Origin of the sequence: uncultured Acidovorax sp., from assembly GCF_964021665.1 — a bacterium.
Lineage (GTDB): Bacteria > Pseudomonadota > Gammaproteobacteria > Burkholderiales > Burkholderiaceae_C > Acidovorax > Acidovorax temperans.
In genome coordinates this window covers 1-13,652 of the sequence record NZ_CAXIAK010000040.1, presented here as the reverse complement: position 1 = coordinate 13,652, position 13,652 = coordinate 1, and the positions used below count along the sequence as shown (strand labels likewise).

Here is a 13,652-nt window from a genome sequence, read left to right as displayed (position 1 = left end):
TTGTGCGCGCGCTCAGATGCGCTTGCCGGTTTCCGCGTTGAACCAGTGCAGGCGGTCTTCGCGGGGCGCCACGCGAATGGCGTCGCCAGGCTTGGGCGAGGGGCGACCTTCGTCGATGCGCACGATGAGTGTGTCCTGTCCCATGGTGGCGTACACCAGGCGCTCGGCACCCAGCAGCTCGATGGTGTCCACGCGCACTTCCCAGCCGGTGTCGCCAATGTCCATGTGCTCGGGGCGGATGCCCAGGATGGTGCCGGGCTTGCTGTTGGGCGCGTGCTTGAGCAGGTTCATGGGCGGCGAGCCAATGAAGCTGGCGACGAACGTGGACGCAGGTGTGTGATAGACCTCTTCAGGCGTGCCGAACTGTTCCATGTTGCCGGCGTTCATCACGATCATGCGCTGCGCCAGCGTCATGGCTTCGACCTGGTCGTGCGTGACAAACAGGCTGGTGATGCCCAGTTCGCGGTGCAGCTTCTGGATTTCCAGGCGCGTTTGCGCGCGCAGCTTGGCGTCGAGGTTGGACAGGGGCTCGTCAAACAAAAACACCTGCGGCTGGCGCACGATGGCGCGGCCCATGGCCACGCGCTGGCGCTGGCCGCCGGACAGTTCGCGGGGCTTGCGCTCCAGCAAGTGGCCCAGTTCCAGAATCTTGGCAGCCTTGTCCACGCGCGCCTTGATTTCTTCCTTGGGCACCTTGGCGATCTTCAGGCCATAGGCCATGTTCTCGAAGTTCGTCATGTGCGGGTACAGCGCGTAGTTCTGGAACACCATGGCGATGTCGCGCTGGGCGGGTTCCAGGTCGTTCACGATGCGGTTGCCAATGTGCAGCTCGCCGCCGGAGATTTCTTCCAGCCCAGCCACCATGCGCAGCAGCGTGGATTTGCCGCAGCCCGAGGGGCCGACGATGACGACGAATTCGCCGTCCTTGATTTCAGCGTTCACGCCATGGATGACCTGATTGGCCTTGGGGCCGTGGCCGTAGCGCTTGATGATGTTGCGAAGAGAGATGGATGCCATTTTGCTCTTAAATTTATAGCTGCTAGCGCTTTATATATAAGCGCTAGCGGCAGATTTCGTTTATTTTTCTGTATCGACCAGGCCCTTGACGAACCAGCGCTGCATGAACACCACCACCAGGGCGGGGGGCAGCATGGCCAAGAGGGCGGTGGCCATCACCACGTTCCATTCGTTGCCGGTGTCGCCGCCAGCGATCATGCGTTTGATGCCGATCACCACGGGGTACATGTCTTCCGAAGTGGTCACGAGCAGCGGCCACAGGTACTGGTTCCAGCCGTAAATGAACTGGATCACGAACAGCGCGGCAATCGAGGTGCGCGACAGCGGCACCAGGATGTCCTTGAAGAAGCGCATGGGGCCGGCACCATCAATGCGCGCGGCTTCGACCAGCTCGTCCGGCACCGTCAGGAAGAACTGGCGGAACAGGAAGGTGGCCGTGGCCGACGCGATGAGCGGCACCGTCAGGCCCGCATAGGTGTTGAGCATGCCCAGGTTGGACACCACCTGGTACGTGGGGCCAATGCGCACTTCCACGGGCAGCATCAGCGTGATGAAGATCAGCCAGAAGCAGATGCCCTTGAAGGGGAAGCGGAAGTACACGATGGCAAACGCCGACAGCAGCGAGATGGCGATCTTGCCCACGGTGATGACCATGGCCGTCACGAAGCTCACCCACATCATGTGCGCCACCGGGGCGCTGGAGCCAGGGCCCGAGCCGCCGCCGAACAGCGCGGTTTTGTAGGTTTCCCAGAAGTTGCTGCCGGGCAGCAGGGGCATGGGCACCTGCACGATGTCTTGCGCAGTGTGGGTGGACGCCACAAACGCGAGGTACAGCGGGAAGCCCACGATGATGACGCCCAGCACCATGATCAGGTGCGAGAACGCCTTGAGAAAAGGACTGCGTTCAACCATTGGAATCTTTCAGAGGTGATGCCTGGCCCCAGGTGCCGAACAAGGGCATGCCATAGGCGAGGGCCGCCAAGCAAGGGCCGCCCCGCTGTGAGGGCGGCGTCCCCCTCGAGGGGGAAGGCGCGAAGCGACTCAGGGGGAGCATCAATATTGCACTTTCTTCTCGACGTAGCGGAACTGGACCACGGTCAGTACGACCACGATGGCCATCAGCACCACCGATTGCGCGGCCGATCCGCCCATGTCCATGGCCTTGAAGCCATCGTGATAGACCTTGTAGACCAGGATCGAGGTGTCTTGCCCTGGGCCGCCCTGCGTGGTGGAGTCCACGATGGCGAAGGTGTCGAAGAAGGCATAGACCACGTTGATCACCAGCAGGAAGAACGTGGTGGGCGACAGCAGCGGGAACTGGATGCTCCAGAACCGGCGCCATGGGCCCGCGCCATCAATCGCGGCCGCTTCAATCAGCGACTTGGGGATGGACTGCAGGCCCGCCAGGAAGAACAGGAAGTTGTAGGAGATCTGCTTCCACACGGCTGCAATCACGATCAGCGTCATGGCGTGGTCGGAGTTGAGCAAGTGGTTCCAGTCAAACCCCGACTGGCGCAGCAGATACGCCACCACGCCCAGCGAGGGGGAGAACATGAACATCCACAGCACGCCCGCTACGGCCGGGGCCACTGCATAAGGCAGCAGCAGTGCGGTTTTGTACACCAGGGCCCCGCGCACGATGCGGTCGGCAAAGATGGCCAGCACCAGCGAGATGGCGATGCCCGACACCGCCACGGCGATGGAGAAGAAAGCCGTTGTCTTGAACGAGGCGAGATAGCTCGGGTCTTCAAACAGGTTGCGGAAGTTTTCCAGCCCCACCCATTCGGTGGACATGCCAAAGGCATCTTGCATCTGGAAAGATTGCACCAGCGCCTGGCCCGCCGGCCAGAAGAAGAAGACGCTGATCACGACCAGCTGGGGTAGCAAAAGCACCCACGGCAGCCATGCAGAGCGGAATAAAACGCGTTTTTCCATATCGGATCAGTCTGAACAAAACAGCCCGCAGCCCATGCAAACCGGTGTTTGCGAGGGGTGCGGGCCAACGATGGAGCCCAGAAACCCAGGGGAATGCCTGGAGAGTCGGGCCCCATCAACGGGGGCGATAAAAATTAGCGGTTAGCGCGTGCGAAACGGGCCAGTTGCTCGTTGCCACGGGTCACGGCTGTGTCCAGGGCTTCCTTGGGAGTCTTCTTGCCCGACCAGATTTGTTCGGTTTCCTCGTCGATGATGGCGCGAACCTGAACGAAGTTGCCCAGACGAATGCCGCGCGACTTGTCGGTTGCCTTACGAATCATCTGTGTCACGGCCACATCGGTGCCTGGGTTCTTTTCATAGAAACCGGAGGCTTCGGTGAGCTTGTAAGCGCCCATGGTCACAGGCAGATAGCCGGTGCGCTGGTGGCTGGCGGCTTGCACCTTGGTGTCGTTCAGGAAGTTCAGGAAGTCGGCAACGCCCTTGTACTCTTCGGCCTTCTTGCCGGCCATCACCCACAGGCTGGCACCACCAATGGCGGTGTTCTGGGGCGCGCCCTTCACGTCAGCGTAGTAAGGCAGGGTCGAGATGCCGTAGGCAAACTTGGCTTCCTTGGCCACGCGGGCATACAGACCAGACGAGCCGGTGATCATCGCGCACTCACCCGATGGGAAGGATGCGTCGGCTGCGGTGCCGCGGCCCTTGTACACAAAGCTGCCGTCTTTCGAAGCCTTGGCCAGGTTTTCAAAGTGGCGCACGTGCAGCGGGGTGTTGATCTGCAGCTGGGCATCCGTGCCGTCAAAGCCATTGTTCTTGCTGGCGAACAGCGTGTTGTGCCACAGCGAGAAGCTTTCCAGTTGCGTCCAGCTGATCCAGCTGGTGGTGAACGGGCAGCTGTGGCCGCTGGCCTTGAGTTTGGAGGCGGCTTCAAACACTTCAGGCCAGGTCTTGGGAGGCTTGTTGGCGTCCAGACCGGCCTTCTTGAAGGCGTCCTTGTTGTAATAGAAGATGGTGGTGGAGCTGTTGAGCGGGTAGCTCAGCATCTGGCCGTTGGGCGCGGTGTAGTAACCGGCCACGGCAGACACGTACGAGGTGGGGTCGAACTTGAAGCCCGCATCGCTCATCACCTTGCCTGCGGGCACGATGGCGCCCTTGCTGGCCATCATGGTGGCGGTGCCCACTTCAAACACCTGAATGATGTGGGGTGCATTGCCAGCGCGGAAGGCGGCAATACCGGCTGTCATCGATTCGTCATACGTGCCCTTGTAGGTGGGCACGATCTTGTACTTGGTTTGGCTTGCGTTGTATTGCTTGGCCAGGTCATTCACCCAGTCGCCCAAAGCGGCGCTCATGGAATGCCACCATTGAATTTCCGTCTGGGCGTGTGCGGGAACACAGGCGCCGAAGGCGATGGCGGCAGTCAATGCCAATTTCTTCAGTTACATAGATATCTCTCCAAAGATGACGCTGGGCACAAAGCGGCCGATGCTAGGCACGAAATGTGTCAAACATGTGTCGTTGTCCCATGGTTGCCCGGCCGATTACAACGGTAAAAACCCGTTGAAGGCCGGGCGGTGTGTCCAATTGTGACGTTTCCATGACAGTTTCAGGGTGGATTTGCCCGGAGTTGCAAGGTTTTGTGCATTGCACCATGCTTGTGCTAGCCAAGGTAAATCTGCCCCAGCCCACCTCCATCCACTGAACAGGGACCTTCATGACCGCGCAATCGCTGGACAAAAGCAAGATCAAATTTTTATTGCTGGAGGGTATTCACCCCTCTGCGGTGGACGTGCTGCGTTCCGCTGGGTACACGCAGATCGAAGTCATCTCCGGCGCGCTGCCCGACGAGGAACTCAAGCGCAAGATTGCGGACGTGCACTTTGTGGGCATTCGCTCGCGCACCCAGTTGACCGAGGACGTGTTTGCCCACGCGCACAAGCTGGTCGCTGTGGGATGTTTTTGCATCGGCACCAACCAGGTGGACCTGAACGCTGCGCGTGAGCGTGGCATTGCCGTCTTCAACGCCCCGTATTCCAACACCCGCTCGGTGGCCGAACTGGTGCTGGCAGAGGCTATCTTGCTGCTGCGCGGCGTGCCCGAAAAGAACGCCGTGGCCCACCGTGGCGGCTGGCTCAAGTCGGCCGAGAACGCCTACGAAATCCGTGGCAAGACGCTGGGCATCGTCGGCTATGGCTCCATCGGCACGCAGTTGTCGGTGCTGGCCGAAGCGCTGGGAATGCAGGTGGCGTTTTACGACGTGGTGAACAAGCTGCCGCTGGGCAACGCGCGCCAGGTGGCCAAGCTGCACGACCTGCTGGCGCAAAGCGACATCGTCAGCCTGCATGTGCCTGAGCTGCCCTCGACCGAAGGCATGATCGGCGCGGCCGAAATTGCGGCCATGAAGCCCGGCGGCATCCTCATCAACGCTGCGCGCGGCACGGTGGTCGATATTGACGCCCTGGCCGCAGCGCTCAAAGCCAAGAAGCTGCTGGGCGCGGCCATCGACGTGTTTCCTGTCGAGCCGCGCACCAACAAGGACGAGTTCCTGTCGCCCCTGCGCGGGCTGGACAACGTCATCCTCACGCCCCACATCGGCGGCTCCACCATGGAGGCGCAGGCCAACATCGGCACCGAGGTGGCCGAGAAGCTGGTGAAGTACAGCGACAACGGAACCAGCACCTCGTCCGTCAACTTCCCTGAAGTGGCGCTGCCCGCGCACGCTGGCAAGCACCGCCTGCTGCACATCCACCGTAACGTGCCGGGGGTGCTGTCGGAAATCAACCGCATTTTTTCCGACAACCAGATCAACGTGGCAGCCCAGTACCTGCAAACCAACGAGAAGATCGGTTACGTGGTGATCGATATCGACGCAGCCTCTTCCCCGCTGGCGCTGGACAAACTGGCCGGGGTCACAGGCACCCTGCGCAGCCGCGTGTTGTTCTGATCCATTGCCGTGCTGCGGTGCCGGGCCGGTGCGTTGGGCCGCCCGAGGTTAAAATCCGCGCCGCACCCAAGGCACCGCAAGCGCAAACCGCCGGATTTGGCCGGCTTTTGCAGCGCGATGCCTTCACCCGGCCCCTCCAGGGCCGTCGCCCCACACGGCGATGGCTCGCATGCGCCACCTGGCCTTCAGGCCCAGGGCGCGCTGCAGGGGCGATACACAAGGAATTTCCATGAGCCTCAAATGCGGCATCGTGGGCCTGCCCAACGTGGGCAAGTCCACCCTTTTCAACGCGCTGACCAAGGCAGGCATTGCCGCCGAGAACTACCCGTTCTGCACCATCGAGCCCAACACCGGCGTGGTGGAAGTGCCCGATCCGCGCCTGCAGCAGCTGGCCGAGATCATCCAGCCCGAGCGCATCGTCCCCGCCATCGTCGAGTTTGTGGACATCGCTGGCCTGGTGGCGGGCGCCAGCAAGGGCGAAGGCCTGGGCAACCAGTTCCTGGCCCACATCCGCGAGACCGACGCCATCGTCAATGTGGTGCGCTGCTTTGAAGACCCCAACGTGATCCACGTGGCAGGCCGCGTGGACCCGATTGCCGACATTGAAGTCATCCAGACCGAGCTGTGCCTGGCCGACCTGGGTACCGTGGAAAAAGCGCTGAACCGCTACAGCAAGGCCGCCAAGTCGGGCAACGACAAGGAAGCCGCCAAGATCGTTTCGCTGCTCACGCCCATCCAGGCCGCGCTGAACGAAGGCAAGCCCGCCCGCACGGTGGAAGTGAGCAAGGAAGATGCTCCGTTGCTCAAGCAGTTCTGCCTCATCACCTCCAAGCCCGCCATGTTCGTGGGCAATGTGAGTGAAGACGGCTTTGAAAACAACCCGCTGCTCGATCGCCTGAAGGAATACGCCGCTGCGCAGAATGCGCCCGTGGTGGCCATTTGCGCAAAGATCGAGTCGGAAATGTCCGAAATGAGCGACGAAGACCGCGACATGTTCCTGGCTGAAATGGGCCAGGATGAGCCCGGCCTGAACCGCCTGATCCGCGCCGGCTTCAAGCTGCTGGGCCTGCAAACCTACTTCACCGCGGGCGTGAAGGAAGTGCGCGCCTGGACCATCCATGTGGGCGACACCGCTCCCCAAGCCGCAGGCGTGATCCACGGCGACTTCGAGCGCGGCTTCATCCGCGCCCAGACCATCGCGTTTGAAGACTTCATCCAATACAAGGGTGAGCAGGGCGCGAAGGACGCGGGCAAGATGCGCGCCGAAGGCAAGGAATACGTGGTCAAGGACGGCGACGTGCTGAACTTCCTGTTCAACGTCTAAGCCACTGCGTGGCAGAGTTTCTGCTCCTTGGCCATCGATCCAGCCCCGCCATGGCGGGGCTTTTTTATGGGCGACCGGGTTGCAGGTCTGATTTGCACTGCTTCAATTGAAATTGGGCGCTAGCGCTTATCTGGAAAGCGCAATGCGCTATTTAATTGATAGCAATTGATTGGGCTGCGATAGGTGTTGAGCCATCCACCTGCGGTCGGTTAGCGCAGCCGGGTTGACAGCCGCCGCACCACGCGCACACTGGGGCCATCTTGTTGCCTGGCTGCACGGCCTGCGGCCTTTTGCTCGTGTCAGACATTTCCAACCCCACCCATCTCGCTCCTTCCGACTCCTTTGCGCGGCAGCACGTTGCCAGGCCCACGCTGGAGGATGCCTACGCCGCTGCGCAACAACGCGTGCATCAACTGCAGTACCACCCGCAGGCCTGGGGCTATGCGGGCTGTGCGGTGGAGTGCATCGAAACGCACATCTCGTGGCTACTGCTGGTGGGTGGGCATGTGTACAAATTCAAGAAGCCTTTGGCGCTGGATTTTCTGGACTTCAGCACCGCCGCACTGCGCTTGGCCGCGTGCCAGGAAGAGCTGCGCATCAACCGCCGCACGGCCCCGCACATGTACCTGGACGTGGTGGGCGTGGAGGGTGACGGCAGCGATTCCCGGCCCTGGCGGGTGAAGCCCTGGGCGGCAGGGGATGCCGCAGGGGCGGAGCCCGCGGTGCTGATGCGCCGCTTTGACCAGCAGGCCTTGCTCAGCCGCAGGCTGGAGGCGGGATGTGTGGCAGACGAAGACATGGATGCCCTGGCCGAGCAGGTGGCCAGGCTGCACACGCAGGCGGCTGTGGCAGACATGGCGCAGCTGGGCGGGGCGCTGGCGGCGCCATCACCCGAGCATGCTGCCACCGCGCCGGTGCGTGAATGCCTGACCGCGCTGGCTTTGGTGCTGTCCCAGGTGGCGCCGGGGCAGGTGGGTGACTTGGAGCGGCTGGAGCAATGGTGTGCCGCCCGGCAGCGTGCGTTGCAGGGCGTGTGGGCCCAGCGCTGGCGCGGTGGCCATGTGCGCGAGTGCCATGGCGATCTGCACCTGGCCAACATTGCCTGGATTGACGGCCAACCGCAGTTGTTTGATGCGCTGGAGTTCAACCCCGATCTGCGCTGGATTGACTGCATGGCCGACCTGGCCTTTTTGGCCATGGACCTGCAAGCGCGTGGGCGGCCTGACCTGGCCTGGCGCTGCGTGAACCGGTGGCTGGAGCACACGGGCGATTACGAAGGCCTGCAGGTGCTGGGCTACTACCGTGTGTACCGCGCGCTGGTGCGGGCCCGTGTGGCGGGCTTGCAGTGGACGCAGCTGCAAGCGCAGCGCGTCGATAGCGCAGCACAGGCGGCCCATGCTGCGCTGATAGACGAGGCGCAGCGCACGCTGCAACGCTACCTGGCGCTGGCCGTGGAGCTGACCCAGCCAAACGCAGTGGTGCTGTGGCTGGCGTATGGCTTGTCGGGCTCGGGCAAAAGCACCCATTCGTTACCGCTGGTGGCTCAGCGTGGCGCGGTGCGCCTGCGGGCTGATGTAGAGCGCAAGCGTTTGTTCGGCCTGCGCGCGGGGCAGCGCAGTGATGGTGTTGAAGGCGGCATCTACACCCCCCAGGCTTCGCGGCAGACCCACGAGCGGCTGGCGCAACTGGCCGTGCTGGTGCTGAAGGCGGGCTACCCGGTGCTGGTCGATGCCACCTTCTTGAACCCGGCCACGCGCACTCAGTTCATGGCACTGGCGCGGGCGTTGCCGGTGCCTTGCCGCATTCTGGCTTTTGAAGCGCCGCTGGCGGTGCTGCGCGAGCGCGTGCAGGCGCGTCAGCGCCAGGGCGAAGATGCGTCAGAAGCCGATGTGGCGGTGCTGGATTCTCAATGGGCCCACCTGCAGCCCTTGGCGCCCGATGAATTGGCGCTGACGGTGCATGTGGACACCACCCAGCCGGTGGACTGGGATGCATTGCTGCCCCGAAGCCGATGACCTGGGTGCGGGCCCTCAGCCGCCCAACTGTCCTGGCATGAAGTACAGCAGCACGCTCGTCATGACCAGGTAGCGAAAGAACTTGCCCACTGCCATGTAGGCTACGCAGGGCCAGAACGGCAGCTTGAGCCAGCCGGCCACGGCGCACAGCGGGTCACCCACACCGGGCAGCCAGCTCAGCAGGCAGGCGGCGGGGCCAAAGCGGCGCAACCAGCCCAGTGCGCGCACTTCGGTGGGGCTGCCCCGGGCGCGGTCCACGGCCTTGTGGGCGCCCAGGCCCATCCACCAGCTCACCGCACCGCCCAGGGTGTTGCCCACGGTGGCCACACCAATCGCAGGCCAGAAAAGATCAGGGTTGAGCTTGATGAGCCCGAACACCGCAGGCTCGGAGCCCAAAGGCAGCAGTGTGGCCGAGATGAACGAGACCACGAAGACTGTGCTCAGCCCGAATTGCGGCAGGGCCAGCCAGTGAAGCAGCTGGTGCATCCAGATTTCCATAGCGTTGGAGTGTAGGGCTCTGCGCCCGCGTTTCTCGCTTTGGCGGCCTCGTCCTACAGCGGCGCGGGGCATACGCTTTGGGGGCGGTGGCCCGTCGCTCGGTACCTTCTCCTCATGCCCACCCTGGAAAGCAAAAACGAGGAGGAACCCATGCCCCACCGCCACACAACTTCGATATTTGCCGACACGGCCCGCCCATCGCGCGCCCGCTGGCAGCACTGGCAGCACTGGCTCGTGGCCGGGTTGTTGGCAGCGGGGTTTGGTGGCCATGCAGCCGTTCACGCTGCCGATGCCGAGGGAGATGTGGATTGGCGGGGCCAGTCGGCAGGCAGTTGCCAGCAAGACCGCGCTGGTCAAGCCGCGTTATCGCGCATTGCGCAGCAGTTGCAGGCGCAAGGCATGGCCTTGAAGGCGCGCTGCCATGGGCCCAGCGGCGCCTGGCGGGTCGAGGTGACCGTGGTGGATGGCCTCAAAGCCAGCAAGGTGGTGCGTGGCCCCTTGGCCGATGGGCATGAGGTGGACATGGGCACACCGGCCGGTGTACCGCTGGCAGCGGCGTCGGTGGATGCGGGCGGCTTCTCGCCCGACGTGCAATTCAACCGCCAGTGGCTGCGCACGTTGATGGCGCAGCACCGCTTCAGCAATCTGCCCGATGCCTGGTGGCACTTTGCCCAGCAAGGCAGCAGCCCTGTGAGTGTGGCTGCCCGCTGAGGTGGGTGATTGCAGTACAAAACAAAAACGGGTTGTGTGCAAAAACGGGTTGCGTGATCCCGCTGCGCAAGGGCTGGGGCCGCACTTGAATCGCGCGGTTGGATATTTCAGTTGCTGAAATTTTGAGCAGGTACAATCCTGCCTCCTTTTTCAGCACCCGCTGCCAACCCCCGTACCCCCGTACCCCCATGCACATAGGCCAGTTCTCTTTGGCGAACCGTCTGTTCGTCGCCCCCATGGCGGGCGTGACGGACCGGCCCTTTCGCCAGCTGTGCAAGGCGCTGGGGGCGGGCTATGCGGTGAGCGAGATGGTGACCTCGCGCAAGGACTTGTGGAACAGCCTCAAGACCTCGCGCCGGGCCAACCACGAAGGGGAGCCGGGCCCCATTGCCGTGCAGATTGCCGGCACCGAGGCGCAGATGATGGCCGAGGCGGCGGTCTACAACGTAGAGCGCGGCGCGCAGATCATCGACATCAACATGGGCTGCCCGGCAAAGAAGGTGTGCAACAAGTGGGCGGGCTCCGCCCTGATGCAGGACGAGGCGCTGGCCGTGTCCATCGCGCAGGCGGTGGTTGAGGCGTGTGCGCCGTTCAACGTGCCCGTCACGCTGAAAATGCGCACTGGCTGGTGCCAGCAGTACAAGAACGCTGTATCGCTAGCGCGCCAGTTCGAATCCATCGGCATCCAGATGCTGACGGTGCACGGCCGCACGCGCGAGCAGGGCTACAAGGGCCAGGCCGAGTACGACACCATCGCCGCCGTGAAAGCGGCGGTGAAGGTGCCCGTGGTGGCCAACGGCGACATCACCTCGCCCGAAAAGGCGCGCGATGTGCTGGCCTACACCGGGGCCGACGCCATCATGATCGGCCGCGCCGCCCAGGGGCGGCCTTGGATCTTCCGCGAGATTGGCCACTTTCTGGACACCGGCGAGCACCTGGCCCCACCCCTGGTGGCCGAGGTGCGCCGCCTGCTGCTCGATCATTTGCACGACCACTACAGCCTGTACGGCGAGCTGACCGGCGTGCGCAGCGCCCGCAAGCACATTGCGTGGTACCTGCGTGCCCTGCCGGGCGGCGAGGCCTTCAGGCAGCACATCAACACGATAGAAGACAGCGCTGCGCAGTGGCAGGCTGTGGCCGATTTTCTGGATGCCCTGGGCACCCAGATGGACCGCATGCCCGCCGCTACTGCCGCGCCTGCAGATACAGAAGAACAAGAGGGATTGCCTGCATGAGCAAACAACACATAGAAGAGTGCGTCCGCGAAAGCCTGCAAGGTTACTTCCGCGACCTGGGCGGTGAAACGCCTGACGGCATGTACGACATGCTGGTGCGCGTGGTCGAGAAGCCGCTGCTGGAGGTGGTGATGAGCCACGCTGACAACAACCAGTCCCGCGCGGCCGAATGGCTGGGCCTGAACCGCAACACCCTGCGCAAGAAGCTGGTCGAGCACAAGTTGCTCTGATGCTGCGACAGGTGTTTGCTATATAAAACATAGCTGCTAGCGCTTGGCAGACGTGCGCTAGAGCCCAATTTCACTTCAAACTTTACCTCCACCATGGCCATGAACGCACTTCTTTCCGTTTCCGACAAGACCGGCATTGTTGACTTTGCCAAAGCCCTGCACGCGCTGGGCATCAAGCTGCTGTCTACCGGCGGCACTGCGCAACTGCTGGCCAAAGAGGGCCTGCCCGTGACCGAAGTGGCCGAAGTCACCCAGTTCCCTGAAATGCTGGATGGCCGCGTGAAGACCCTGCACCCCAAGGTGCATGGCGGCCTGCTGGGCCGCCGCGAGCTGCCCGCCCACATGGCGGCCCTGAAGGAACACGGCATCGACACCATCGACCTGCTGGTGGTCAACCTCTACCCCTTTGAAGCCACCGTGGCCAAGGCCGGTTGCACGCTGGCCGACGCCATCGAGAACATCGACATCGGCGGCCCCGCCATGGTGCGCAGCGCCGCCAAGAACTGGAAAGACGTGGGCGTGATCACCGCCGCCGACCAGTACGAAGCTGTGCTGGCCGAGCTGAAGGCGAATGGAAAGCTGAGCGACAAGCTGCGCTTTGCCCTGTCGGTGGCTGCGTTCAACCGCATCGCCCAGTACGACGGCGCCATCAGCGACTACCTCTCGTCCGTCACGTTCGAAGAAGAAAAGCTCTCGGAAACCTACGTGCCCACGCGCACCCAGTTCCCCGGCCAGAGCAACGGCATCTTCACCAAGGTGCAAGACCTGCGCTACGGCGAAAACAGCCACCAGCAAGCCGCGCTGTACCGCGACCTGCACCCCGCACCCGGCTCGCTGGTCACCGGCGTGCAGCTGCAAGGCAAAGAGCTGAGCTACAACAACATCGCCGACGCCGATGCCGCGTGGGAATGCGTCAAGAGCTTTGACGCCGCAGCCTGCGTGATCGTCAAGCACGCCAACCCCTGCGGCGTGGCCGTGGGGCTCGATGCCCTGAGCGCCTACAGCAAGGCCTTCCAGACCGACCCCACCAGCGCCTTCGGCGGCATCATCGCCTTCAACCGCGTGGTGGACGGCGCAGCCGCTGCCCAGGTCAGCAAGCAGTTTGTGGAAGTGCTGATGGCCCCCGAGTTCACGCCCGAAGCGCTGGAAATCTTCAAGAGCAAGGCCAATGTGCGCTTGCTCAAGATCGCCCTTCCCTCGACATCTTCCGCACACGGGGGCAACACCGACTGGGAGCGAGGCCGCAACGCCATGGACGCCAAGCGCATCGGCTCGGGCCTGCTGCTGCAGACGGCAGACAACCACGAGCTGTCGCTCATCGACCTCAAGGTCGTGACGAAGAAGCAGCCCACGCTGGAAGAAATGGAAGACCTGCTGTTCGCCTGGAAGGTCGCCAAGTACGTCAAGAGCAACGCCATCGTCTTCTGCAAGGGCGGCATGACCATGGGCGTGGGCGCCGGCCAGATGAGCCGTCTCGACTCGGCCCGCATCGCCAGCATCAAGGCTGAACACGCCAACCTGTCGCTGCAAGGCACCGTGGTGGCCAGCGACGCCTTCTTCCCCTTCCGCGACGGCCTCGACGTGGTGGTGGATGCAGGCGCCACCTGCGTCATCCAGCCCGGCGGCTCCATGCGCGACCAGGAAGTGATTGACGCCGCCAACGAACGCGGCGTGGCCATGGTGTTCAGCGGCGTGAGCCACTTCCGCCATTGATCTGCGAATCGCAAGGCATCTCTGGATTTGCAC

At 63.1% G+C, this 13,652-nt stretch carries 12 protein-coding genes; 7 read left to right on the top strand and 5 right to left on the bottom strand.

What is annotated here, in order from left to right:
• Positions 1-12: 12 nt before the first annotated feature.
• The 4 genes from AADJ04_RS10300 to ugpB form a co-directional block, all read right to left on the bottom strand.
• Positions 13-1,017 (bottom strand): sn-glycerol-3-phosphate import ATP-binding protein UgpC, encoded by a 1,005-nt coding sequence (locus AADJ04_RS10300; RefSeq protein ID WP_044400112.1) that lies wholly within the window; start codon positions 1,015-1,017, stop codon positions 13-15.
• A gap of 60 nt (positions 1,018-1,077) precedes the next feature.
• Positions 1,078-1,929, bottom strand: a complete 852-nt coding sequence (ugpE, locus tag AADJ04_RS10295) for a sn-glycerol-3-phosphate ABC transporter permease UgpE (RefSeq protein ID WP_066699114.1) — start codon at positions 1,927-1,929, stop codon at positions 1,078-1,080.
• 141 nt (positions 1,930-2,070) lie between these two features.
• Positions 2,071-2,952, bottom strand: coding sequence for a sn-glycerol-3-phosphate ABC transporter permease UgpA (gene ugpA / locus AADJ04_RS10290; RefSeq protein ID WP_044400106.1), 882 nt, complete (start codon positions 2,950-2,952; stop codon positions 2,071-2,073).
• A gap of 134 nt (positions 2,953-3,086) precedes the next feature.
• A complete protein-coding gene (gene ugpB, locus AADJ04_RS10285; RefSeq protein WP_341239564.1) occupies positions 3,087-4,388 on the bottom strand; it encodes a sn-glycerol-3-phosphate ABC transporter substrate-binding protein UgpB in 1,302 nt (433 codons plus the stop codon).
• Positions 4,389-4,663: 275 nt separating this feature from the next.
• Here ugpB and serA point away from each other — a divergent pair, with 275 nt between their 5' ends.
• The 3 genes from serA (at position 4,664) to AADJ04_RS10270 (ending at position 9,232) form a co-directional block, all read left to right on the top strand.
• Positions 4,664-5,893: a phosphoglycerate dehydrogenase gene (serA, locus tag AADJ04_RS10280; RefSeq protein ID WP_341239554.1), complete on the top strand. Its 1,230-nt coding sequence runs from the start codon at positions 4,664-4,666 to the stop codon at positions 5,891-5,893.
• Between the two features lie 229 nt (positions 5,894-6,122).
• Positions 6,123-7,217 (top strand): redox-regulated ATPase YchF, encoded by a 1,095-nt coding sequence (gene ychF, locus AADJ04_RS10275; RefSeq protein ID WP_044398844.1) that lies wholly within the window; start codon positions 6,123-6,125, stop codon positions 7,215-7,217.
• Positions 7,218-7,513: 296 nt separating this feature from the next.
• Positions 7,514-9,232, top strand: a complete 1,719-nt coding sequence (locus tag AADJ04_RS10270; RefSeq protein WP_341239553.1) for an AAA family ATPase — start codon at positions 7,514-7,516, stop codon at positions 9,230-9,232.
• A 15-nt stretch (positions 9,233-9,247) separates the two neighbouring features.
• Here AADJ04_RS10270 and AADJ04_RS10265 read toward each other — a convergent pair whose 3' ends face one another.
• Entirely contained in the window at positions 9,248-9,718 is a 471-nt protein-coding gene (locus AADJ04_RS10265) for a YqaA family protein (RefSeq protein ID WP_341239552.1), read from the bottom strand.
• 162 nt (positions 9,719-9,880) lie between these two features.
• Here AADJ04_RS10265 and AADJ04_RS10260 point away from each other — a divergent pair, with 162 nt between their 5' ends.
• The 4 genes from AADJ04_RS10260 (at position 9,881) to purH (ending at position 13,619) form a co-directional block, all read left to right on the top strand.
• Entirely contained in the window at positions 9,881-10,441 is a 561-nt protein-coding gene (locus AADJ04_RS10260) for a D-Ala-D-Ala dipeptidase (protein WP_341239551.1), read from the top strand.
• A gap of 188 nt (positions 10,442-10,629) precedes the next feature.
• The gene (gene dusB, locus AADJ04_RS10255; RefSeq protein ID WP_341239550.1) at positions 10,630-11,676 is read left to right on the top strand and encodes a tRNA dihydrouridine synthase DusB; all 1,047 of its coding nucleotides are present in this window, start codon (positions 10,630-10,632) and stop codon (positions 11,674-11,676) included.
• Positions 11,673-11,906, top strand: coding sequence for a Fis family transcriptional regulator (locus AADJ04_RS10250; protein ID WP_044398839.1), 234 nt, complete (start codon positions 11,673-11,675; stop codon positions 11,904-11,906). Before dusB ends, AADJ04_RS10250 begins: the two co-directional genes overlap by 4 nt.
• Before the next feature lie 93 nt (positions 11,907-11,999).
• Positions 12,000-13,619, top strand: coding sequence for a bifunctional phosphoribosylaminoimidazolecarboxamide formyltransferase/IMP cyclohydrolase (purH, locus tag AADJ04_RS10245; RefSeq protein WP_341239549.1), 1,620 nt, complete (start codon positions 12,000-12,002; stop codon positions 13,617-13,619).
• Positions 13,620-13,652: the final 33 nt, after the last annotated feature.